Genomic DNA, 24,884 nt, shown 5'->3' on the forward strand with positions numbered 1-24,884 from the left:
AAAAATTCAGCGTAGTTAAAGTTGTTGATAATAATGCTAACTAAAGGTCGATTGTCCATCGGAAAATAAATAATACGAAAGTACTAAAAATACTGCAGGATGAGCTATTTATCTTTGTAAGCCTTTAAATTTAACCAAGATTAAGGTTTTAATAATTTTTAATTAAACTTCTGTTAATAAATAATATAATGCTATTGACACTATTTTTGTAATATGAGATTCAAAAGCATACTTGATTTGAAATTGAAGACAATTTCCGTTATAAGACTAGAGAAGATGTTGATTTTTGGGTTGAATATTGGCAAAAATAGCTTGAATATTGGCAAAAATGTATTCTGCGGTACATAATATCTTCTGCTTATTTCCCTCAAATTATTTCTCTCAAAACGAAAAAATAAATTCAATTAATTTTTATTATTAACTCACCATAATTATTTTTGACGATATCTGTTGCCAAAATACGATTCAACTAAGTAAATGTTCGGCTTTATACTCAGCTTTTCTAGATTAAATGCTAACCATTTCTTAAAGTTCTCAAAACAATACAAAAGAAACTTTTTTGTTACTTAGTTACTGGGACTAATATTGCGGTAGTAAAAGCAGTTATTAGTAGAATTATATTTTCGCTCGTATCGATAAAACCCCCTTATATAATCAATGTTAGGTATGTTTTAATTTATACAGACTATCTGACGAGGGAATAAATAGTTGCCATGAAATCCTCAAAATTGGCAATTAAATCGATGAAAAAAGAATTTTTTTAGCTGTGGCTTTCATCATTATTGCTTAGCTTCCCTGGCAATCGAAAAGCTACGGTTGAGGGAAAAAATCTATTTTAGGCTAAGTCATTTGGCGGATAAAAAAATCAGTATTATTTCGTAGATAGAACTTGACTTTTTCAATGGTTTGTAGGCATAATAACCTAAAAATATTTACTGTCTAATTATTTAAGTAAAATCCAATTAAGTATTTGCACCGACGTCGATTGCCTCCACCTTAATGAAAATTTTTTACCTATCTCTCAGATACTGGAATGAAGAAACATAAACTTTTAATACTTGGTACTCGCGGCATCCCTGGAAGCCATGGAGGATTCGAGACTTTCGCCGAACGTCTAGCTCTTTATTTGGCAAAAAGAGGGTGGCGAGTAACCGTTTATTGTCAGAGTGATGAAGAAAAGCTCAGTTACAGTATTTGGCAAGGAATCCATCTCGTTCATATTCCCGTTCCCAAAGATAATTCATTTTGGTCTATTTTATTCGACCTAAAAGCAGCATTACACGCGGTGCGGCAAGAAGGCTTAATCTTGACTCTAGGTTATAACACCGCCGTCTTTTCTTTGTTGTATCGTCTCAGAAATAGGGTCAATCTTACCAACATGGATGGTATGGAATGGTGGCGTAAAAAATGGAATGCGGTGGAAAAAGCTTGGCTCTATACTAACGAACGTTGTGCCGTATGGTTTAGCGATCGCCTGATTGCCGATCATCCTCAGATTAAGCGTTACTTGCGGACTGAAGTGAAGACAACCAAACCAGTCACGGTGATTCCCTACAGTACTCAAGCAGTCAGGAAGGCAGATGTAACTCTATTAGATAACTACAATTTAGTCCCCAAGCAATATGCTTTAGTTATTGCCCGACCAGAACCTGAAAACTCTATTTTAGAAATTGTTTCGGCTTTTTCTCGTCGCCCCAGGAATATACCTCTAGTGGTTTTAGGCAAATATCTACCCGAAGAAAATCCCTATCACAAGCAGGTATTAGAAGCTGCCAGCGATGAAGTTTTATTTGTCGGTGCGATTTACGATGCAGAAACAGTTAAAGCCCTTCGTTACTATACTTCCCTCTATTTCCACGGACATCAAGTAGGAGGAACTAATCCATCTTTAATCGAAGCCATGGCTGCTGGTAGCCCAGTCTTAGCACAAGATAATCCATTTAATAATTGGGTAGCGGGAGAAGGTGCTGTTTATTTTAAAGATACTGCGGATTGCGATCGCCAGTTGACTGCCTTATTAGAGGACGAAGCAAAACTTGCAGCCATGAGCGATAGTAGTTTTGCTCGCTATCGAGCGGAATTTGCCGACGACAAGGATCTCAAAGCTCATGAAGGATTGTTTTTAAGCATACTCGAACCAGATAGGGATAAAGAAGCTTTAACTGCTAAAGATTTGAACCAGACAAAATCTTTAGTCTAGAAAAAATCGCGATCGCCAAAAAAATTAAGTATAAAATGATGTCCCACTCCTAGTTAATCGGTCTAATGAATTGGCAAGACTAACTAGGAACAATAAAAGGTAAATGAATAATCAAAAATGGTTCGAGCTAATTTATGCCTATCAACTGGGTTGGATTTTAAGAGTCTTGTCCTTGTTGTTGGGTAGAAAATTATCTGCCAAACTGGAGCTAAAAAATTTTACGCGCATTATTGAAATAGCAGCCGAAAAAGTTCGATTTAGTAATTCTTGTCGCCATCCCCAACAAAACAACTATCTAGGATTGCTAACCAAACCTAGAGTCCAGCCAGACAAACTCGATTCTGATATCTTACCCACAGATGAATATTTCAGTTTAAAAAGAAATAATGCTGAAGTTCTGATTTTAGGGGAACAAGAAGAATTAGAACGGCTGTGGTATTTTGATGAATACAAACACGCTCGATATATTTTTTACCGTCCGAGGAATTTTGCTGCTTTATTAGTCAGTTTGCCTGGGTTAATTAAAAATATAGTATTTCGTCGTTTGAAAGTGGCGGGAGTCTTAACTTTAAAAGATGATTTTGGCATTAAGCAGAGAGTTTTAGCCATAGAGGTCGCCAAAAGAGTTACCCCCAATGCTAGACGTTTTGTGTCTCCCGTCCTAGGAGTGACGGGCTTTTTTCAAACTCTCAACCAGGAACAGATAGATTACGCCATCCTGCGTTGGTTTGAAGACCTACCCCAAATTATGCCAGGGGAAGATATCGATATGTTGGTGGCGGATCGAGATATTGCGGCGATCGAAACTTTATTACAGCAGCAGCCAGGAATTATTCCCTGCGATATCTATACTGTATCGGGTTTGCCTGGGACGAGCTATAGAAATATGGCTTACTATCCTCCCCTGTTGGCAGAACAGATTTTGGCAGGGACAATTTTGCAGGGAGAAACTTTTGCCGTCCCCAAAGCGGAAATTCACTTTTATAGTCTGGCATATCATGCCATCTACCATAAGGGGACAAAATCGGGCATACCCTGGTGTTTGGAAGATTCAGAAGAATTATTAGGCAATCCAGAACATGAATACACAGCTGTATTAAGAAGACTGGCAGCATCTTTGCAAATAGAAGTAGATATCACCCTAGAAGCTTTAGATAGATTTCTAAACGCAATTAATTGGCGACCTTCAGAAGATACTCTCGCTCGTTTAGATAGCAGTCAACTTTGGTTGCGGGCGGAAAATAAATACAATAATCGCCCTAAACCCAATACCAATATTTCGGGTTTGGCAGTATTTTTCATTCGTCAAAAAGCTTTGGATTTGGGCTTGTCAGACGAGATTGTCAGACTGTTAGAAAATGAAGGTTTCAATATCATCAAACAGAAAATTCTGGGAGAGAAAAAAGCCTGGAGGGTCAAACATCAAATTCGCGGTGGAAATTGGGGTAAAGGTCCCTGGGCAGAATCGGGAGGCGACCCCGCAATGGTCTTAGTCGCCTTGGACTTAATGCCAGTTCCTCCTAGTGCCGAGCAACTAGTCAAACAGCCCCATCTCTCTAACGGTCGGATTGGAGTTAAAAACAAAATTAGAGATGTGGTGAATAGCTATCTCCCCCCAGAAAAACAATGTAATACCGTCCATTCCAGCGATAACGAACGAGAAGCTTGGAATTATCTCGAAATTACTTTTCCCAGAAAGTTAAATAAACTACAACGGCGTATCAATCGCTTGCGGGGGGATTTTGCAACTAACTATGCCGTTCGACAAATATTAACTAGATTTGGCAGACGCGCCAAGGTAGAAGTAATTCAATATGACAGACAACTGGGGGTTAAGAAGACTTTTAGACCTGGATGTGAAAAGTTTTTGCAGCGAGAATTATTTGTCAGTCAAACTTGGGGGGCAGAATGTCAGGCAATTCCTCAAATTTTGGATTACGGAGAAAATTATTTAGTTTTTCCCTACTATAACGATGTCTTAAACTTTAAAAATCGACAAAGCAAGCTTTTACCTCTGAGGGTTGCTCGAGAAGCACTCGCTACTTTAAAGTTTTTTTACGATCGCGGTTATGCTCTAATCGATTTTCAACCAGCTAATATTATTGTCGATCGCCATCGAGGTTTAAAAGTTATTGATTTTGAATTTCTCTATCAATATCGAGACCAACCAAAGTCTTTTGAGCAATGTTATGAGTTGGCAGGCATTCCCGATGACTTTCCAGGAGACAAGCCCAATTTTCAACTGGCAATGTCTTACGATACTCGCTGGAAGCCCTATGTCGGTTTAGATTTGACTAGTTTGTTAAACGATCCGATTTGGCTGCAACATCTCAAGCGATCGCTTTTTGCCTTAACTCGCCTACCTCTGCGGGCGATCGACAACAGACTCAAACTTATCAAGTTCGATCGCGATTCTAATATATCGACCGTAAAAAAACTCATCCTCAAACTTAAATAACTAGAGTTAGGAAAGCAAATTATGAGCCAAGATGTGTTTGCCATTATCGACAGAAGCAAGCAGAAACCGCTAAGACAGTTAGTTGAATCTATGCTCCAAGATAGTCTGGCTTTAGGCGATCGCCAGAGTCAGATTGCCCTCGAGCGACCAGAAATCTGTCTGGGGACGGTCAATAAAACTAATGCAGATCCCAGCCATTGGCACTGTGGAGAACGGGAGATTATCTTACAAGGTCATATTTGTGGGGGACTTAAACCAGATCCTAGTTGGGAAAACGCCGATTTTTCCAGCTTAAGCAGTCGCGTTTATGATGGCGTATACAATCTGCTCTTCTGGTGCGATCGCTCTCAATCTCTCTTAGTCACCTCCGACTATCTCAGTACCAAAGCCCTTTACTATTGGCAGCACCAAGAACTAGTAGTTATTTCCAGCAATCTCAAAGCTTTCCGACTGTTACCCTTCGTCCCCCAACAACTCAACCCTCAAGTTTTAGCTAGTACTTTAGCTCTATCCCATCCCCTCAGCGACGATACCCTAATTGCAGGAGTAAAAACCATTCCCATCAATTGTGCTGGGTTGTTTCAAAAACAAGGAATCGATTTCATCTCCCGCCCAACTCCCAATCGGGCGATCGATACTCAGAGTACAGAGGCAGAATTACTCGCTCGCCTGGATGGTTTGCTGGAAAAATCCCTAGAAACTTGGTTAGCAGAGAGCGATCGTGCTTTAATTGCCCTTTCGGGAGGCTTAGATTCGAGAATCCTGTTAGGCTATCTCCTGCGATCGCCCAAAAAAATAACTGCTGCCACTTGGGGGGAATTGGGAAGCGACGATTTTAAATTGGCTGTGGAATTAGCCCGAGCTACCAATACAGAATATCTTACCCATATTTTATCAGGAGACACGGCGATCGCCGAAGCCGATTTAAAGTTTCCTGGCTGGCAAACAGAATCCTTTAGCGTCAATAACGTTCCTTTTTACTGGAAAGGCTGGCTTGACTTGCTACAAGCCCAAAACCTCCCCGTAGTTCATGGCTTTTTAGGCGGACCTTTGGGAGGCGGTCGCATCGCCAAATGGGGAGTTGACCCCAGTCGATTGGCAAAAGAAGTAGACCGCTCTACCCTAGACGAGCTAGCAACTTGGGGGATGACTGCCAGTTCCGATTTGTTTTTAGATTGCGCCACTCCAGAATTTAAAACCTATCTCACTGAAGGTATTGCTCGCAATTTAACTACTGCTTTTCAGGCGATCAAGGGCGATCGTGTTTATCAACGTCTAATGTGTCTCGATTTTTATTATCGTCAAAGACGTTATTTAGGTAATGCTATTTCTAAAATTATTAGTACCCGCTTGCCTGCAATATTGCCTTTTTATACCAAAGATAATCTGGATTTTGTCTTACAATTACCGCCAGAATTAATTTTAGGAAGAACTATCTTTAGAAAACTACTTTTAAAACAATTTTCTTCTTTAGCAGAAGTGCGAGAAGCAGATAAAGGTAAGCTGCCAGTATATACTAATATTTGGCGCAAAAACCTCGATCGCTTGCAAAAAAATCGCTATATGTGGTTGTTATTTCCTAAAACCAAACCGCGAAATTCAGCTTTAGTTTTTAGCTTATTATTAGAGAAAAATTTACCAATTTTGATTCAAACTATTAAAGATTCTGGTAACATTCTAAATAATTATCTAGATATAGAGAAAATAATAACAATCTTAGAATCAAAACCGATTGACCCGCGCGATCGATCGGAAGTGATGAGATTATTCAATATTTGCACTTTTATAAATCCCTATTCTAATCGCTTAGATTGAGATTTTATCTGCAAGAGGTTATTAGTTTAATTCCTCTTCAAAACCATTTCCAATAACTTTTTAAAAATATTAGGTTAATCACAATGATTCGCATTCTTATCGTAGACGATCAAAGAGTAATTCGAGAAAAACTTCGCTATATGGTGAAGCAAGCTGCGGATATGGAAGTAGTCGGAATTGCTACAGATGGTAGTTCTGCTCTAGAACAAGTAGAACTTTTAAGACCAGATGTGATTTTAATCGATATTGAAATGCCCAATCTGGACGGTATTGCTGCTACTAAAGTTATTAGTAGTAAGTTCCCCGAAACTAAAGTTTTGGTTCTCAGTAGTTTTGACTCCCAAGAATATGTTGGTAAATCTATGGCAGCGGGAGCAAAAGGCTATGTTTTAAAAAGTCTTTCCGCAGAAGAATTACACAATTCAATTAAGTTTATTCATCAGGGCTACTCCCAAATTCTCGGTCCTGGATTGACCAAAGAAATAGCGGTAGTTGGTTCTAAGACAGTCAATGGAGATTCTGTGACTTCTGGCTCTAACTCGGCTAACTCTAAAGTTGCGCTCGATAACTCGGCTAGCTATAACGGAATTGACGCGGTCGGCTATGACTCCCCAGAACAAGCGATCGTTACTAAAGACAGCAATGAACTGGAACGCCAATCCAAATCTAAATCCCAGTTTCATTGGAAGCGTTGGGCATCTGGTTGGGCGTTATTCAACATTGCGGTTTGGACTATAGCCTTATTTAATGTTAAATTCAAGCCTCCTACCTATGTCAGCGAGTGGTCTTTGGTGTTACCTGGAGAAGAAAAGGTAGATTTCAAAATTCCCAATGTTGGGGAAGCTCTCGCCCGCAATAATAGTGCCGTAGATGATATCGACCCTCGCAATAATATCTTATACTTAGCTACCAGCAATTCTGTATTGTTGCAAGCAGCAGATTCCATGGAAATGTCTTCCAGTGAATTTGGTAAGCCCGACATTCAATTAATCGATGGTTCGGCAATCATTTCCTTTAAAATATTGGGAGATAGCCCCGAACAGGCGAAAGAAAAAGCTCAAGCTTTGCATAGATCCATCCTGAAAACTATTAGATCTTTTAGAGTCGATAAAAACAAACAGCTAGGTGAATCTGCGGGAGAAACTTTGGCAGCAGACCAAGCTAGACTGGCAAGATTGCAAGATCAACTCAGTGAGTATACCTCCAATTCCGATTTAGTTTCGCCCGAACAAATTCGGGATCTAATCGGTCGTATTGAAAGCTTGCGCGACCAAAAAAGAAGCATCCGACGAGATTTAGATGGCTTCGACCGACAAATAGCTTCTCTTTCGGGAAACGTCGGTTTATCAGTGGAAGAAGCAGAGAATTTATTAGTCCTTCAAGGGGACTCGGTATTCCAGCAATACTGGCAACAATATAACCAAATTACTGGTAATTTGGCAGTATTGGAATCTCGCTTTACATCTAACGCCCCTCAAGTAATCGATGAAAGGCAGAAACAACAAGACATCGAACGAGCTTTGTTAGATCGCGGTGAGTCATTGATTGGTCAGCCAGTCGAGCGACAACTCTTAAAAACTCTGGGCTTAAGAGATAGCACGGGGCAACGAGATGTGGAGAGCATGGTGAGAAGTCTCGTCGCTGCTGCCAACAGTCAACAAATATTAGCCGAAAAAGATAGAGCTTTAGATGGACAAATCCAAGAACTAGACGCTCGCATTAAAAAACTCAATCAAGAAAAAATTCCGTTTGAAAATTTACAGCGAGAAATTCAATTTGCCGAAGCACTGCTAACTTCTAAATCGGCAAAACTAGACGTTGGTTCGGATTCCTCCCCTGCATTCCCCGACATTCAAATGCTTTCTTCTCCCAGTCTTCCCGATAAAAGAAACCCAAATGATGTTAGAACCCCTCTAGTTAGTGCTTTAGCTTTAACATTTCTTTCCACAACGGGCTTAATGTTATTTGCCTGGGATAAGAAAAATGCCTTCAAATTTTAACGTTCGATCTAATGGATAAATTTGTTTCGGTTATTATTCCCGTATTTAATAATTTAGCGGGATTAAATCAAACTCTGACAGCCCTAACTAAGCAAACTTATTCCCCTCAATGTTATGAGGTAATAGTTGTCGATAATGCTTCCACCGAGGACATACAGGGAATTGTTACTGAATTTCCTCATGTTAAATTTGCCCAAGAATCAATTCCTGGATCTTATAGGGCTCGCAATCGCGGAATTGATCTTGCTAAAGGTGAAATTCTGGCTTTCACTGATTCCGATTGTATTCCCGATCCCGATTGGTTGACTAATGGGGTCAAGTGGCTCACATCTACCGATCATTGTGGTTTAGTGGCGGGAAAAATTAACTTTTTTTATCAAAATCCCCAGCAACCATCCGCCGTAGAACTTTACGATAGTGCTACTTTTCTCAATCAGAAAAAATATATCCAAGAATATCAATATGGTGTAACTGCCAATCTATTTACTTGGAAAAAGACCTTTGCTAAAGTCGGTAATTTTAATTCAACTCTCAAGTCGGGGGGAGATAAAGAATGGGGCAAAAGAGTCGCAGAGGACGGATATACCTTGGTTTATGCTGAAGATGCTTGTGTTTCCCATCCCGCTAGGGCTTCTTGGCAAGAAATTGCCCAAAAAATTACTAGAACTAGAATTGGGGGCTATCAAGTCGAGCGCGACTCGACGGAAAATAAATTACTGTTTTACGGACGCAAACTTATTACTATTCTTTGGCGTTTGAAACCCCCAACTAAATCTGTCTTAGAAAAACTCAACCATCTCGATTTTCCCCTGACGGCAATCCAGAAAATCAAACTAATCGCGATCGCAACTGCCATTCACTATCAAGGTGCTTGGGTAGACTTGCAAACCTATGTTAAAAATCTCAAATATATATTCTAATTGATGCCAAAATTCCTCACTTCTTTTTTACCCAAAAAACTTCAAAATCGTCTTGTCAAAAGTTTTGCAGGGGTAATGGGTTTAAAAATCTCGGCTTCGGGCTTGGGTTTTATCTTAAATATTTTATTAGCCCGATTTTTAGGAGTAGGAGGTTTTGGCATCTATACCTATGCTTTAGCCTGGCAGGACTTATTAATTATTCCTTCTCTTTTAGGCTTAGACACCCTAATGGTTCGGGAAGTAGCGGTATATCGCACTAAATCTGAATGGGGTTTACTCAAAGGTATTCTGCGTTGGTCGAATTTAATAGTGCTATTTAGTTCTAGTTTGATTGCTATTATAGCGATCGCCATCATCTGGAATCTAGACTGGCAACAACAACCCTCAACAGTCTGGGCTTTCTCTCTTGCCATGTCTCTGCTGCCAATTTCTGCTCTGAGAAACTTGCGTCTGGCAGCTATGAAAGGTTTGAAATTAGTTTTCTTGGGACTTTTGCCCGAAATGATTTTTGTCCCCATTCTGGTCATGGGAATATCGGGAAGTTGGTACTACCTGCAAGATAATACTTTAACTCCTGAGATGGTTTTGGCTTCTAAATTAATGGCGACTATTCTCACCTTGGGGGTGGGAATTTATTTATTACAAAAATATCTACCTCCAGAAGTAAAACAAGCTCAATGCCAATATCAAACTAAAGTTTGGCTCAAAGGACTACTGCCGTTTATGCTCTTGGGGGGTATGTATGTGATTACTTCCCGCAGCGATACTTTAATGTTAGGTACTATTATCGGTGCGGAGGCATCGGGACTTTATAACCCTGTAATTCGCGGAGTGCAATTATTAGCTTTCGTTCTCACTGCGGTTAATAACGTTCTCAGTCCTAATGTAGCTGGCTTATATGCCGAAAATCAAATTGAGAAGATGCAGCAGGTAGTTACTCAAAGTTCTCGTATCATGTTGTTAGTGGCTTTACCCATGGCTGGGATGTTAATTTTTGGCGGAAATTGGTATTTAGCCCTATTTGGTCGAGAATTTATGGCAGCGCGATCAGCTTTAACTATTTTATGCCTAGGACAGTTATTTAGTATTGCTTCAGGTTCGGTAGGCATCATCTTAACCATGACAGGCAACGAAAAAACCAATCTCAGAGCCAGTACGATTAATGTAGTCTTGAATATCATTCTAAATTGGTTCTGGATTCCTCTGTGGGGAATTAGCGGTGCTGCTGCTGCTACTGCGGTTAGTACGGTTGCAGTGAATACTTTTAAAGTCTTTTCTGTCCGTCAAAAAGTAGGCATCGATCCCACTGCTTTGGGCAAGTTATAAGAAACCATCAGCCTAAAATTGCATATTTTTAATTGTCCGTCAGCATCGCTGATTTTCCCTAAAACATAAATAATGGAAATTAATTAGAACGACTATAACTATAATCAGCTTCCCTGAGATTTTCTATAACTAATTCAAGATGAATCCATCAGCAGACTAACGATATACTAGGCAATGACGAGTGCAAAAAATTGTATAAATTACTCGATCCATCCAGAATGCGATCGACTTAACCTAATACCGTATATATCAAATGAACTCAGGAATCGATTTACAAGGAAGCTTTATCCAAACTCTACAAGATTTTGGGCTTTCCGTTGGTTTAGCAAAAGCTATTTGGCTGCCTTTACCCATGTTGTTGATGATTGTCGGTGCAACTGTGGGAGTTTTAGTCGTTGTTTGGCTAGAGCGAAAAATCTCTGCTGCTGCCCAACAAAGGATTGGCCCCGAATATGCTGGCCCTTTGGGAGTTTTACAACCAGTTGCCGACGGTATTAAATTAGTTTTTAAAGAAGATGTTATCCCCGCCAAAGCCGATCCTTGGCTATTTACTATGGGACCTGTGTTGGTAGTTGTTCCCGTATTTTTGTCCTATCTCATCGTTCCTTTCGGACAAAACTTAGTCGTAACAGACCTTAATGTCGGTATTTTTATTTGGATTTCCCTATCCAGTATTGCTCCCATTGGTCTATTGATGGCTGGCTATGCTTCTAACAATAAATACTCTTTATTGGGTGGATTGAGGGCTGCGGCACAATCTATCAGTTATGAAATTCCTTTAGCACTATCCGTATTAGCCATTGTGATGATGTCCAATAGTCTTAGTACAATTGATATTGTCGAACAACAATCTGGCTATGGTATTTTGGGCTGGAATATTTGGCGACAACCAGTAGGATTTCTAATTTTTTGGATTGCAGCTTTAGCAGAATGCGAACGTCTGCCCTTCGATTTACCCGAAGCAGAAGAAGAATTAGTAGCAGGTTATCAAACAGAATATGCAGGCATGAAATTTGCCCTTTTCTATCTAGGCTCTTACGTTAACCTAGTACTATCCGCTCTAGTATTTGCGGTCTTATATCTGGGCGGTTGGGAATTCTTTATTCCTCTAGATCGTTTGGCAGGTTGGATTGGAGTTTCTGAGACGACTCCTTGGCTTCAGGTTGTGACTGCTTCTTTGGGCATTATCATGACTTTAATCAAAGCTTACTTCCTAGTATTCATTGCTGTCTTATTGCGTTGGACTGTACCCCGCGTCCGTATCGACCAACTACTAGATTTGGGTTGGAAGTTTTTGCTACCTGTTTCTTTGGCAAATCTTTTAATTACTGCTGCTTTAAAACTATCTTTCCCCATAGCCTTTGGCGGTTAACCAAATAAAACGTAAATTACAATAAAGCGAAATAAACATTATGTTTAAGATTCTCAAACAAGTACAGGACTATGCCAAGGAAAGTTGGCAAGCTGCAAAATATATCGGTCAAGGTTTATCCGTTACCTTCGATCATATGTCTCGCCGTCCCGTAACAGTTCAATATCCCTATGAAAAACTAGTTCCTTCCGAACGCTATCGCGGTAGAATTCACTACGAATTTGACAAGTGTATTGCTTGTGAAGTTTGCGTCCGCGTTTGCCCCATCAACCTACCCGTAGTAGATTGGGAATTCGACAAAAAAGCGAAAAAGAAAAAACTCAACCACTACAGTATTGACTTTGGAGTCTGTATTTTCTGCGGTAATTGCGTTGAATATTGTCCTACCAATTGCCTATCGATGACCGAAGAATACGAACTAGCTTCTTACGAGCGTCACGAACTCAACTACGATAGCGTAGCTTTAGGACGCTTGCCTTACAAGGTAACCCAAGATCCAATGGTTACTCCTGTTAAAGAGTTTGCTTACTTGCCTAAAGGGGAAACTGAAGGTCACGATCTAGCAAAAGGAGCGCAAAGGGCTGGCAAACGTCCAGAGGTAATTTTGGAAGAGATCGAAGCCAGCAAACCCAAGGAAGAAGCAAAAGCTGAAAGCTAAGAGCTAATGGCTAAGAGCTAAAAGCTAATGGCTACCTCGATCGAGGTCATTCAATACATTTATTTAAAGATAGAGGAGAACAAAGTGAATTTAGCTGAAGGAGTACAGATAGTTTCTTTTGGCATCTTGGCAGCAATGATGATTGGTACGGCTTTAGGAGTAGTCCTATTACCTAAAATCGTCCATTCTGCCTTTTTGTTAGCAGGAGTATTTGTTAGTATTTCTGGTTTATATATTTTGCTCAATGCAGACTTCGTAGCTGCTGCTCAAATTTTAGTTTATGTGGGTGCAGTGAATGTACTAATTCTATTTGCCATTATGTTGGTAAATAAGCAAGAGAATTATGTAGCTTTACCTGGGCGTACTATTCGCAAAATAGCTACTGCTGCAGTATGTGTTGGTCTTTTTGCCTTATTAGGCACCATGGTATTAGCTACTCCCTGGGCTTTGGATAGCACTTCTCCCGCAGTGATTGACAACACCGTAATTACTTTGGGCGAACATTTCTTTAGCGATTACCTATTACCTTTTGAGTTGGCTTCTGTTTTGCTATTGATGGCTATGGTAGGAGCAATTATTTTGGCTCGTCGCGATCTCATTCCCGAATCAATGGCAGACGAAAATACCGTAACTACTGGTTTGACACTCCCAGAGCGTCCCCGCGAGTTAGCTACATTAAGTGCAGAAGATCGGGATTAATAAATTATAGGAGTAATCAAAAAAAGTGCAATTAGAATATTTTTTGCTACTAGCAGCAGCTTTATTTTGTATTGGCATTTATGGCTTAATTACTAGTCGTAATGCAGTGCGAGTTTTAATGTCTATTGAATTAATGCTCAATGCGGTTAATTTAAACCTAGTGGGATTTTCTAACTATTTAGATCCCCAAAACATCAAAGGTCAGGTATTTACTGTCTTTGTAATCACGGTAGCAGCAGCAGAAGCAGCTGTCGGGTTGGCTATTGTCTTAGCAATTTATCGCAACCGCGACACTATCGATATGGAGCAGTTTAATTTGCTTAAATGGTGATCTGGGTAGCGTTCTAAGAAACCAAGAAAGCCGAGAAGGTTCTCGGCTTTTTTTAATGAAAACTAGCAGGTGTGAGGCTAGTCATTAAGATGATGTCCGATCTTATTTTGAACGATCGCGGTAATAATTGAATTAAGGTCAGTTTAACTCTAAGATTACTTCTTGTAGTTATATTGAATTATAGTTAGATAAAAAAGCTGGAATATCCTATAGTTTTTATATACGTATTACTAAAAATGTTTTTATGACTCTACCAGAGCCAAATACCCCCTTATACAATCATACTTTACCGACTCTTGAAAATTGGTTGCGATCGCAAGGATGCGATCGCGATCGTGAAAATATACACTGTTGGCATTTAGAACGTTCGTCTTGGAAGGCAGAAATTTGTCTGGAAATTGAAGAATTAACCGTACGTTATTTCGACACTAGTGATGCCAGTCAAAATAACCTGAGTCGTTCGTTCAAATATTCCTTGAGTCGCGAAGATGTAGAAGAAGCCGTATTTTCAGGCCCATAAGAACTATTGGTGGATGAAGATTATTGATGGAATTTTAGAGAAGTAAAATGATTGGAGAGACTCTCAATGGGCGTTATTTTATCTTAAATCTTTTGGGATCGGGTAAATACGGCAAAACCTACTTAGCAGAAGATCGTCAAACAGAAGGGAATCCTCAGTGCGTAATCAAGGAGTTTGAACCCCAAGCAAAAGATACGTTGAGTTTGCGTAAAGCTAAATATTTATTTGCCAGAGAAGTAAAAATCCTCAAAATTCTTGGTAAATCCAGTCGCATTCCCGATCTAGTCGGATATTTTCGCAATGGAGATAAATTCTACCTAGTTCATGAATTTATTGAAGGTACAGACCTGACTCAAGAACTAGGTTCAGATCGGCAATGGACGGCAGAAAAAGTAGTAGGATTATTAAGAGAAATTCTCGAAATTGTTGATGTAGCCCATCAGGAAAAAGTCATTCATCAAGATATCAAACCTTCTAATATTATCAGACGCAAATCCGATGGGGAATTAATGCTGATCGATTTCGGTTCGGTCAAAAAGCTCAACAATCAAATGGCAAATGCTGAAGATAAAACCAGCCTCACAGTCCCCATTGGTACGGAAGGTTATATGGCTCCCGAACAAAAAAGCATTAAGCCCAAACTTGCCAGCGATATTTATGGAGTAGGGATGATCGGCATCTATGCTTTGACGGGAGTAGAGCCTAAAAATATTCCTTTAGATCGAGATAGCGAAGCAGTAAAGTGGAGAGATTTACAAAAAGTAGACGAGCAATTAGCCAAAGTTTTAGATTCTATGGTCTGTCCTGATTTTCGCCAACGTTATTCATCGGCTAGCGAAGCTCTCAAAGTAATCAGAAGGTTAAAATTAGGTAAAAAAGCAAAATTATTCGGTGTCAGAAATATTTTGGGGGTTGGTATGTTGTTGTTGGGTATTTTAGGTGCTGGATATTATTGGCAGCTACAAAACTCTTTAGACAAAATGTCAGGATCTCAGAAAGCTAATGAAACTAATTTAGATGCAGCCCCGTTTCTTTATAGCAATTCTGAATATGGAATTGAAATGAAATATCCTGCTAGCTGGAAACTTAGAGAAGCTCAAGGAAAGGACGATATCATAGCTCAATTTATCCCCGAACAAAGTCAATCTTATTTAATTCCTCCAGAAGTGAAAATTGAGGTGAAACCTCAAACCAATAATTCTCTAGAAAAATATACCACTAACACTATTTATCAAATAACCAAGCTGCCAAAAGCAAAAATCATTGACTCTCGTCCGATTAAATTGAATGGAGGAGAAGCCCATGAAGTTAATTACACTATAATTAATCCTGAGAACAATATCGAATTGCAATATCTACAAATTTGGGCGTTCCGTAACGATTTAGTCTATACCATTACCTATAAAACAGAATCATCTCAGTACGAAAGTTTTTTAGCAACTGTCAGACAAGAAATGTTGAAGTCTTTGAAAATAATTCAAAATCAGTCTAAAGTTGACGGATCTTCAGTTGATAAATTTACAGTTGACAAATCTTCTTCTGCTTCGATAGTGGCTGGATCGATCAAAGTAATATCATAAGGATCGTCGGGAGGAATAGTAGGAAAAATATCGTATTCTCGATATTCATAGGTTGCTTCTACTTGAGGCCCAAAAATCACTTTATCTCCTTCTTTGAGATCGTGAAATCTCACCTTTTTGCCATTAATCAATAATCCATTAACGCTAGTTTTCCCCTCGGTATTACCATCAATAATTCGATAGTAGCTGCGATCTTCTTCTTGTCTTTTGATCAAAGTTGCATGATGGCGGGAGACAAATTGAGATTGCAGCACAATATGACATTGCGCCCCCCTACCCAAAGAATAGGTTTCATTTTTAAGTACAATTTCTCGATATCCTTTGCCATCTGTAACAATTAAAATATGTTCTTCACGATGTTTTACAGGTTTTGAATTCATAAGCCAAGCCAAATATAATTAATTTCTGACAAAACAATCGATAAAAATAAGTTTAAAGCTTATTAGACCTCTAGATTCTATTTTGGCAGACAGAGTAAAGCTTTTTCATTGTAACGAGCTTAAAATTTTACTCCTTTTAAACTTTTACAAGATTTTGAAACACATTAAGTAACAAAAACAGGCTTTTATATGAATCAAGATATTGGAGTAGTGGGGTAAGATTCAGCTTCTACTTATCAACCAATCGGCTGTAACTCTGGACTGTATTACTTAATAACATAGCAACTGTCATTGGACCAATACCTCCTGGGACGGGAGTAATATAACTAGCTATCTTGGCTACTTCTTCAAAGGCAACATCCCCAACCAATTTAGACTTACCATTTTCTCCTTCAACCCGATTAATACCTACATCCACAACTATTGCCCCAGGTTTGACCATATCGCTGGTAATCATTTCTGGTCTGCCAACTGCTGCTACTAGAATATCGGCTTCGCGACATACCGCCCCTAAATCTACGGTGCGAGAATGAGCCATAGTTACGGTTGCATTTGCTTCTAGCAGCATTAAGGCTACTGGTTTGCCGACTAAAATACTTCTGCCAATGACCGTTGCTTGTTTACCTGATAGGGGAATATTGTATTCTTGCAACAGTCTCATTACCCCTGCTGGGGTACAACTACGCAAGCCAAATTCCGATCGCACTAATTTGCCTAAATTTACTTGATGCAAACCATCAGCATCTTTATCTGGGTTGATGCAGTGCAATAGAGCAATAGAATCTAAATGTTGAGGTAAAGGAAGTTGAACTAAAATACCATCTACTCGGTCGTCTTGATTTAACTCGGCAATAAATTGCTCTAATTCTTCTTGAGTGGCATTAGCAGGAAAATGTTTGCCCAAAGATGCAATTCCCACTTTTTTACAAGCTTTTTCTTTATTGCGAACATAAACTGCACTAGCAGGATTGTCTCCCACCATGATAACCGCCAAACCAGGAGGACGACCTATTTTGGGTTCTAGCAAAGCTACTTTTTCTTTTAACTCTAACTGAATTTTTTGCGCTAGAGCTTTACCATCAAGTATGTGAGGTGTAGAAGTAGACATAGGTAATTTAGGAAATTAAAAAGTTAAGCTGGAATCGATCGCTGGTCAAAAAATCCTCGATGTTAGATGTTAATTATCTCTCTAAAATTTAAACCAGTTTTAAACAAGCTTAAGTATATTAGCCTGTGGGGAATATTATGGGGTATTTTAGTTGCTTGCCAACCATCACAAATTTCAATCGAACAGATTTCCGCTAAAAAAGTCGGAAAGACCGTCTATGTTACAGGTAAAGTAATACATTTAGCTCCTTTTGTCGATAATTCTGCCTATCAACTAGAAGATACCACGGGTCGAATTTGGGTGGTTACTAGTAATCAAGCTCCACAACTAGGGGAGAAAATTAAGATTAAAGGCAAAATTGAATATCAAAGTTTACCTTTTGCCGAACGGGATTTAGGAGATTTTTATTTAATTGAATTAGACGAGCGTTTTCCCATTGTCGGTCGGCAAGAGGAAGATAATGAACTAGCCCCATCAATAAAAAAATAGCCAATTCATTAGTTAAAATCAATCAAGATTAGTTAATAATAATTACATCTCATGAAAAATAGCAGGGCAATTTCCCAGCCAATTTCAGTTGCAGTGGCAATCATATATCAAGAAGGGAAATATCTCATGCAATTGCGAGATGATATTCCTGGCATTCTTTATCCTGGAGTTTGGGGCTTTTTTGGCGGTCATTTAGAACCTGGGGAAGAACCAGAAGCAGGTTTAAAACGAGAATTAAGAGAAGAAATTAATTACTCCGTCGAAAAGTTAGATAAATTTCGCTGTTACACCCAAGAGGGAGTTATTCGTCATCTGTATTCTTGTCCTTTACTCGTCCCTGTAGAACAACTAGAACTCAATGAGGGATGGGATCTCGGGTTATTATCTCCCGAAGAAATAGAGCGGGGTTATGGCTATTCAACTAAAGCCCGACAAGAAAGAGCGCTCGGCAAGATTCATCGCCAAATAATGCTTGATTTTATCGCCCATCAAGGCAATTATATTGATTAGCAAGTTAATATTGACCCCAGTTAGCAACTGCAAAATGCTATACATATATATAAGACAGACTTCCGTAATATGTATTTATATTTCGATCGCTTTTTGATTCGGAGCGATAAATAACGCAGATTAACAGTGGATTTAAACTAATTATTACTAATTATTAACAGGATTTTTGGACGATAGCTCTGTAAGTTTAAAAAAACACCCAGTCTCCCTTACGGAAAACATTGGTAATCTTCAATCCTAATATTTCTCAAATCCAATTCAATTCAAGAACTGTTAATAGTTTTTGAAGAAATTAACACCAATAGTTATTATAAAATTAACTAGATTATGAACTATTCTTCTAAGAGTTTTGCTTTGATTTCCCCAAAAATAAAATTTCCCAACAGCACGAGAATGGTAAAGTTATTTACTGTTTTGGCAACCACCTCTCTATTTGTCTCTCAAGGTAACTATCCCGCAGTAGCAGCCTTAGAAGATAGCCCCAAAAATGTGGTGGATGAAGTTTGGCAAATTGTCAATAACGAGTTTGTCGATCGCAAGTTCAATCATACAGATTGGAAAATCCAAAGACGAGAACTATTGCGTCGCAACTATACCGACCAAAAAGCTGCCTACAGAGCAATTCGCCAATCTCTTCAGGGTTTGGGAGATCCCTACACTCGCTTTCTCGATCCTAAAGAATATCAAGAGTTGACCAGCCAAACATCGGGAGAACTATCTGGTATTGGCATTCGTTTGGGCATTGACCAAAAAACTAGCAAACTTACGGTAGTCGAACCCATTCCTAATTCTCCTGCTAGTGAAGCAGGATTGCAAGCAGGCGATCGCATTGTGAGCATTAATGGCAAACCCACAGAATTAATGACCCTCGAACAAGCTTCCGATGAGATTAAAGGGGAAATCGGTACGGAAGTAGAACTAAAAATCGCTCGCGACGGACAACCAGCCTTTGAAGTGGCGATCGCTAGAGCGCAAATCGAACTTCCTTCCGTTAGCTACAGCCTCAAAGAAGAACAAAATTCCAAAGTAGGTTATATCAAGCTCGATGAATTTAGTTCCCACGCCGCAGAACAAATGCAAAAGGCGATCGAAGACTTGAGCAAAAAACAAGCTTCTGGCTTTGTATTAGACCTGCGGGGTAATCCTGGTGGGTTGCTCTTTTCTAGCGTCGAAATAGCCCGCATGTGGATGGAAAAAGGGGCAATTGTTTCGACAATCGATCGCAAAGGCGGTAATGAGAAATTTTCAGCCAACGGCAAAGCTCTGACCGATCTACCTCTAGTAGTTTTAGTCGATGGCTATTCTGCCAGTGCTAGCGAAATTTTAGCGGGAGCTTTAAAAGAAAATCAACGGGCTACAGTAGTAGGCAGTCGTACCTATGGCAAGGGAACAGTGCAATCCGTCCATGCCCTGTCCGATGGTTCGGGTTTGGCAGTGACAATTGCTCGTTACTACCCTCCTAGCGGGATAGACATTAATCAAAAAGGTATTGCCCCCAATATTAAGGTCGATCTCAGTCGCGAAGAACAAACCAATTTAACTATCAATCCCAATTTAATTGGGACGAAAGCAGATCGACAATATTCTCGCGCAATCTCTATCTTAAAAGCAGCAGCAATTGGCAATGATAGAAATAATCCGCCAAAATCTCTGACCAATAGTCAAGCTATTCCCGATCTACCAGATCTAAATTAATCCCTCATTAAGTATTAAAATAATTGGGTAAATGTGAGTTCTACCTGTTTTTTGGGCAATTTACTTATATACGTTTGATTTTTACTTCTTTCTTCTAAAGAGTTTCGATCGAGCGTTAATAAGTACACGATTAGTTTCGACCGATTGAGGTTTTATGACAGCAACAAATGCAGCATCTGCGGTAAATTCTTCTAGTGCAACCAAATCTATTGAAGAAATATCGATTGTCATTGCGGCTAAAGATTTGACTCCCACAATGATGAGCCAAGATTTTCTCAAATTTAGCGGTATTATTCCTCAAACATGGGAATTGTCACAACAACCAGTGTTAACGCCTAATTTTGCCCAGCTTAATTTTAAAAATGGGATCAATATTAACGCTCAACCTCGAACTATTACCATTAGCGAATCTCTAGGCGAGCAAAAAATAGAGGAGTTAAATATTGCTTCTGTCGCCAGTAACTATATCGAAAAACTACCCCACGCCGAATATATTGGGTTTAGTTGTAGCCCTAAAGTATTAATTCCTTTTCCCACCGCCCCAGAGTCCGTGCGTAACTACATTACAGGTACTTTACTTGGTTCTGGTTCTTGGAAAAAAATTGGTAAAGCCCCCGTTCAAGCGGGAATCAATTTAATGTACTTGCTAGATCGATGTCAGCTGACGATGAATATTTCTGAAGCTAGATTGCAGCAAGCTCAACAACAGCCAATTATGGCAATTTTATTTGCGGGCAATTTTAATTACAACATTAAGCCTCAAGAAAACTCTCTTACCCCAGATACTTTGACCCAAATTAGAAGTTTTTTGGGTAATTGGCAAACTGACTTAGAAGAATTTAGAACTATTGTCAATCAAAAGTTTTTAGACTCCAATTCCGATATCTCGAACAATTCAATGGGAGAAACTAGTCTATTTCCCAGCCAAACTCTCTAGCTTTTTTTTGGTAAACCATTACAATGGAAAGGTTGTTCTTTTAAATTAATTAATTATGGCAGTACCAAAGAAGAAAACTTCTAAATCAAAACGTAATAGTCGCAAAGCAGTTTGGAAACGCAAAGCAGCAGTAGAAGCTCAAAAAGCACTATCTTTGGGCAAATCTGTCTTGTCTGGACGTTCTAATAGCTTTGTCTACCCCCAAGATGATGAAGACGATAACGAAGAGTAGATTGACTATTGCTATTTTTGTTATCTGAAATAGATCTAAAATTAACGGTGTGTCTCCTTTGGATGTCGCACCTTTGTTATTTTTAAAATCGTTTTTAGGCTTCATCTTATGCCAGGCAAATATTTTAGTAAACCCGAAGCAAACCAGAGCGAGCGCGTTCCTCCTGGTCAATATTTGGCCAAAGGTTTTCCCGTTCTCTCCTATGGAGAAACACCTCAGATCGGTACTGATGATTGGTTATTTAAAGTCTGGGGTTTGGTCGAGGAAAAACGCTTTAGTTGGTCGGATTTCATGGCTTTACCCCAACAAGACTTTACCGCCGATTTTCATTGCGTGACTCGCTGGTCAAAACTAGATGTGAAGTGGACGGGAATTAGGGTGACAGATTTTTTGGCTGCGATCGAAGTCGCTCCCCAAGCAACACATATTTTGCAACATTGTTATGGTGACTACACCACCAACCTAACTTTAGAAGATTTTGCCCGACCCGAAAACTTTTTTGCCCATACTTTAGATGGCAAACCATTGCCCCCAGACCATGGAGGACCAATGCGATTGGTTGTTCCCCATCTTTATGCTTGGAAGAGTGGCAAATGGATTAGGGGGATTGAATTTTTAGACCATAATCAAGAGGGATTTTGGGAACGTAATGGCTATCACAATCGAGGCGAACCTTGGGCTGAAGAGCGTTATGCAGGAAGGTGATTGAATAAGTAAATTTTAAGTAAATTTACTTAGGCACTATACAGAGAAATTTGTTTCTAGTAGAATTAAGAAAATCTTAATTGTTAACCAGTAAAAACTCATTTAGCTAGACTACTTTAGAGATATCTTCTAGTTTAAATATGGCGGATTGAGTAATGAATAGTTTAATCAAATTTCTCACCTATTTCTTAAGCTAATCTAGAAACTTCCCCGCAACCAAGCAATTTTAATGTATATGTAATATTACTGATAATCAAAGTATCTATTTATGCTTTCTTTAGACACATCTCAAGCAAACGCCGAAACCAAGCTAGGGCAAAAGAATCGAATTCTTCTAATTGAAGATGAAGACTTAATTAGAGAAATGGTAGTTGTAGCTTTAGAAGAAGAAGGCTATGAGGTTCATACAGCCAATAATGGTCGAGCCGCTTTGAATTTATTGCAAAATCCCGATCGCGATCGCGTCAAATTTACTCCAGATTTGATTATTCTGGACTTAATGTTGCCCGAAGTTAATGGTTTGGATATCTGCCGTTTATTGCGCTATCAAGGGGACATTACGCCCATTTTGGTAGTGAGTGCTAAAAGCAGCGAAACCGACCGCGTATTGGGTTTAGAAGTTGGTGCGGATGACTATTTAACCAAGCCCTTTAGCATGAGAGAGTTAGTGGCTCGTTGTCGGGCTTTGATCCGTCGTCAAGGATATACCAACTCTACTCCTAGTTCGGTGCAGAAATATCGCGATATCAGTCTTTTTTCCCAAGAATGTCGCGTTGTGGTACGCAATCTGGAAGTTAATTTGTCTCCCAAGGAATTTCGCCTGCTAGAGTTGTTTATGAGCTATCCTCGTCGAGTTTGGTCGCGGGAACAACTGATCGAGCAAGTCTGGGGACCCGATTTTTTAGGAGATACGAAAACAGTAGACGTTCACATTCGTTGGTTAAGAGAAAAACTAGAACAAGAACCATCTCAGCCAGAATACATTATCACTGTTAGGGGTTTTGGCTATCGTTTTGGCTAAGAAATGCTTATTTCTTTGAAGATTAGTGCGATCGTCAAAATTGTTTTAGCTAAATCGATTTTGGGCTTCGAGGAAATTTAGATTAAACAATTAATTTGTCATCAAATGTTGATTTAAATCTCCTCAGCCAAAGATGGATAATTAGGAATTATTGATTTTTGGTCAATCTCTACAAATTTCTCTAACTCTTAATTGATAGCTCAGAAAAAATTAATTAAAGTTAGCTCAGTATTAGGATTAATTATTAACCTATGACAGCTATCGATTTTTTCTTGGGACTCAGTATTGGTATAGGAGTTTATATCGGTCAACAATATCGCTTTAAAAAACAACTCAAAAATACTTTAAAATCTTATGGTACTGGGGAAGATGAAGAAATATCATTACCCCTACATTCTTTAATTCGCCGAGAGTTAATCGATTTAGATCGTCGTCGTAGAAAATTAGAAAAAGATAAACAAGCTTGGCAAGAATTAATCGAACAAGCACCCATAGGTTACTTACAAGTCGATGGGGAAAATCAACTTATAGGATGCAATCAAGCAGCCAAAGATCTCTTGAAAATTGATTCGAGGAGAGCGCAACGAGTACGCTTATTACTAGAATTAGTCCGTTCCTACGATCTCGATAGCCTAATTGAAGAAACTCGCAGATCTCTCCGTCCTCAACAAAAAGAATGGATTTTTTATTTTACTCGCTATGCTTCCCCTGAAGATAAAGAATTTGAAGCTAATATCTATCGTTCTTCCCGTCGGACTGTAGAATCGATCGCCCTCAAAGGTTATGGATTTCCCCTAACTAATCGGCAGGTAGGAGTTTTTATTGAAAACCGCCAGCCCTTAGTCGAACTATCTCAATCTCGCGATCGCACTTTTTCCGACCTAACTCACGAACTACGAACTCCTCTAACTTCTATTTCTTTGGTAGCCGAAAATTTACAACAGCGTTTGCAAAATCCCGAACGACGTTGGGTAACTCAAATGCTCCAAGAAACCAATCGCTTGATCGAATTAGTTCAAGAATGGTTAGATTTGACACAGTTAGAAGCTGCTCCAGAGCGTACCCTAAAGTATGAAGAGATCGATCTCTACGATTTAATCGAGTCGGTGTGGTTGACTCTCGAACCCATTGCCCATCGTAAAAAAGTTACTTTGTCTTATTCTGGCGATCGTACCATAAGTCTTTCGGGCGATCGCTCTCGCTTAACTCAAGTCTTTCTGAATTTATTGGACAATGCCATTAAACACAATCCCGACGGAAAAGAAATATTTGTCGAAGTATCTTCTCTAAAAGCAGATTCTGCATCTACTCCCGATCAAGTTCAAATCGATATTATCGATTCTGGAACGGGTTTTAAAGCAGTAGATTTGCCTTATGTTTTTGAACGGCTCTATCGAGGTGATAAATCTCGAATGCGAGAACAAGATAACATTTCTTCTTCTATAGATGGCAGTGGCTTAGGGTTAGCAATTGTGGAACAAATAGTTCGCGCTCATGAAGGAAAAATTGCTGCCAGAAATCATCCAGACATAGGAGGGGCTTGGGTATCAATAATTTTACCGCTCCACAAACAAACAGCAAAATAGCATTTTTGTGACATTGGCTACATTATTCTCAGCAAAATTGGAAATTTTTTGTTATCAATATAGAACATATTTCAAATATTATTTAATTAATCTCCTATAATAATCAGTGACCTTATCTCCTAAAGCCAGACGTTCTGAAAGCAATCAACTAGAGCGATCGCTGCGCAGAGTTCAACAAGAAGTTCTACGAATGGGAACTTTAGTCGAGCAATCATTTCGTTTGAGCCACCAAGCCTTGTTCGACAGGGATATTGATGCAGTACAAAAAATTGGTGCTATTGAAAAAAATATTGATATATATTATCGGCAGATCGAATCAGATTGCGCTACTTTGATGACTTT

Annotated in this window: 23 protein-coding genes; 21 read left to right on the forward strand and 2 right to left on the reverse strand. The window is 39.2% G+C overall.

Translation table 11 applies throughout. The annotated features are described in order from the left end of the window. The first annotated feature begins 1,033 nt into the window (after positions 1-1,033). The 12 genes from AC33VI_RS05730 to AC33VI_RS05785 all read left to right on the forward strand — a co-directional run bounded on the left by AC33VI_RS05730 (position 1,034) and on the right by AC33VI_RS05785 (position 15,879). A complete protein-coding gene (locus AC33VI_RS05730) occupies positions 1,034-2,200 on the forward strand; it encodes a DUF1972 domain-containing protein (protein WP_491781306.1) in 1,167 nt (388 codons plus the stop codon). 103 nt (positions 2,201-2,303) lie between these two features. Beyond that, positions 2,304-4,658 (forward strand): hypothetical protein, encoded by a 2,355-nt coding sequence (locus AC33VI_RS05735; RefSeq protein ID WP_491781307.1) that lies wholly within the window; start codon positions 2,304-2,306, stop codon positions 4,656-4,658. 21 nt (positions 4,659-4,679) lie between these two features. Then, the gene (locus AC33VI_RS05740; protein WP_491781308.1) at positions 4,680-6,473 is read left to right on the forward strand and encodes an asparagine synthase-related protein; all 1,794 of its coding nucleotides are present in this window, start codon (positions 4,680-4,682) and stop codon (positions 6,471-6,473) included. Positions 6,474-6,556: 83 nt separating this feature from the next. After that, the gene (locus AC33VI_RS05745; RefSeq protein ID WP_491781309.1) at positions 6,557-8,473 is read left to right on the forward strand and encodes a response regulator; all 1,917 of its coding nucleotides are present in this window, start codon (positions 6,557-6,559) and stop codon (positions 8,471-8,473) included. An 11-nt stretch (positions 8,474-8,484) separates the two neighbouring features. Then, complete coding sequence (locus tag AC33VI_RS05750) at positions 8,485-9,393, forward strand: glycosyltransferase family 2 protein (RefSeq protein WP_491781310.1); 909 nt, start codon at positions 8,485-8,487, stop codon at positions 9,391-9,393. A gap of 3 nt (positions 9,394-9,396) precedes the next feature. Next, positions 9,397-10,719 carry a flippase gene (locus tag AC33VI_RS05755; protein WP_491781311.1) on the forward strand — a complete coding sequence of 441 codons (1,323 nt, stop codon included), beginning with the start codon at positions 9,397-9,399 and terminating at the stop codon, positions 10,717-10,719. A gap of 253 nt (positions 10,720-10,972) precedes the next feature. Further along, complete coding sequence (gene nuoH / locus AC33VI_RS05760) at positions 10,973-12,091, forward strand: NADH-quinone oxidoreductase subunit NuoH (RefSeq protein ID WP_491781312.1); 1,119 nt, start codon at positions 10,973-10,975, stop codon at positions 12,089-12,091. A gap of 40 nt (positions 12,092-12,131) precedes the next feature. After that, positions 12,132-12,749, forward strand: coding sequence for an NAD(P)H-quinone oxidoreductase subunit I (gene ndhI / locus AC33VI_RS05765; RefSeq protein WP_491781313.1), 618 nt, complete (start codon positions 12,132-12,134; stop codon positions 12,747-12,749). A gap of 84 nt (positions 12,750-12,833) precedes the next feature. Then, positions 12,834-13,448, forward strand: coding sequence for an NADH-quinone oxidoreductase subunit J (locus AC33VI_RS05770; RefSeq protein ID WP_491781314.1), 615 nt, complete (start codon positions 12,834-12,836; stop codon positions 13,446-13,448). 25 nt (positions 13,449-13,473) lie between these two features. Further along, a complete protein-coding gene (gene nuoK, locus AC33VI_RS05775) occupies positions 13,474-13,779 on the forward strand; it encodes an NADH-quinone oxidoreductase subunit NuoK (protein ID WP_491781315.1) in 306 nt (101 codons plus the stop codon). Between the two features lie 244 nt (positions 13,780-14,023). Further along, positions 14,024-14,299: a DUF3143 domain-containing protein gene (locus tag AC33VI_RS05780; RefSeq protein ID WP_491781316.1), complete on the forward strand. Its 276-nt coding sequence runs from the start codon at positions 14,024-14,026 to the stop codon at positions 14,297-14,299. Positions 14,300-14,346: 47 nt separating this feature from the next. Further along, complete coding sequence (locus tag AC33VI_RS05785; RefSeq protein WP_491781317.1) at positions 14,347-15,879, forward strand: protein kinase domain-containing protein; 1,533 nt, start codon at positions 14,347-14,349, stop codon at positions 15,877-15,879. Here AC33VI_RS05785 and AC33VI_RS05790 read toward each other — a convergent pair. Continuing rightward, the gene (locus AC33VI_RS05790; protein ID WP_491781318.1) at positions 15,783-16,259 is read right to left on the reverse strand and encodes an FHA domain-containing protein; all 477 of its coding nucleotides are present in this window, start codon (positions 16,257-16,259) and stop codon (positions 15,783-15,785) included. The two genes, AC33VI_RS05785 and AC33VI_RS05790, sit on opposite strands and share 97 nt — an antisense overlap. 229 nt (positions 16,260-16,488) lie before the next feature. Beyond that, the gene (folD, locus tag AC33VI_RS05795) at positions 16,489-17,367 is read right to left on the reverse strand and encodes a bifunctional methylenetetrahydrofolate dehydrogenase/methenyltetrahydrofolate cyclohydrolase FolD (protein ID WP_491781319.1); all 879 of its coding nucleotides are present in this window, start codon (positions 17,365-17,367) and stop codon (positions 16,489-16,491) included. Between the two features lie 66 nt (positions 17,368-17,433). Between folD and AC33VI_RS05800 the strand changes: the two genes are divergently transcribed. From AC33VI_RS05800 to AC33VI_RS05840, 9 genes are all read left to right on the forward strand, one after another. Then, entirely contained in the window at positions 17,434-17,856 is a 423-nt protein-coding gene (locus AC33VI_RS05800; protein WP_491781320.1) for a hypothetical protein, read from the forward strand. Between the two features lie 51 nt (positions 17,857-17,907). After that, positions 17,908-18,366: an NUDIX hydrolase gene (locus AC33VI_RS05805; RefSeq protein ID WP_491781321.1), complete on the forward strand. Its 459-nt coding sequence runs from the start codon at positions 17,908-17,910 to the stop codon at positions 18,364-18,366. A 327-nt stretch (positions 18,367-18,693) separates the two neighbouring features. Further along, a complete protein-coding gene (gene ctpB / locus AC33VI_RS05810; RefSeq protein WP_491781322.1) occupies positions 18,694-20,061 on the forward strand; it encodes a carboxyl-terminal processing protease CtpB in 1,368 nt (455 codons plus the stop codon). A 154-nt stretch (positions 20,062-20,215) separates the two neighbouring features. Then, positions 20,216-20,998 (forward strand): hypothetical protein, encoded by a 783-nt coding sequence (locus tag AC33VI_RS05815; RefSeq protein ID WP_491781323.1) that lies wholly within the window; start codon positions 20,216-20,218, stop codon positions 20,996-20,998. A gap of 55 nt (positions 20,999-21,053) precedes the next feature. Beyond that, positions 21,054-21,230 carry a 50S ribosomal protein L32 gene (gene rpmF / locus AC33VI_RS05820; RefSeq protein ID WP_491781324.1) on the forward strand — a complete coding sequence of 59 codons (177 nt, stop codon included), beginning with the start codon at positions 21,054-21,056 and terminating at the stop codon, positions 21,228-21,230. Positions 21,231-21,338: 108 nt separating this feature from the next. Continuing rightward, entirely contained in the window at positions 21,339-21,935 is a 597-nt protein-coding gene (locus tag AC33VI_RS05825) for a sulfite oxidase-like oxidoreductase (protein WP_491781325.1), read from the forward strand. Positions 21,936-22,203: 268 nt separating this feature from the next. After that, the gene (locus tag AC33VI_RS05830; protein WP_491781326.1) at positions 22,204-22,956 is read left to right on the forward strand and encodes a response regulator transcription factor; all 753 of its coding nucleotides are present in this window, start codon (positions 22,204-22,206) and stop codon (positions 22,954-22,956) included. Positions 22,957-23,207: 251 nt separating this feature from the next. Next, positions 23,208-24,542, forward strand: coding sequence for a sensor histidine kinase (locus AC33VI_RS05835; protein ID WP_491781327.1), 1,335 nt, complete (start codon positions 23,208-23,210; stop codon positions 24,540-24,542). A 106-nt stretch (positions 24,543-24,648) separates the two neighbouring features. Next, positions 24,649-24,884, forward strand: a 236-nt coding sequence (locus AC33VI_RS05840; RefSeq protein ID WP_491781328.1) for a PhoU domain-containing protein, incomplete at its 3' end; no start/stop codon positions are given.

Source organism: Waterburya sp., assembly GCF_058530065.1.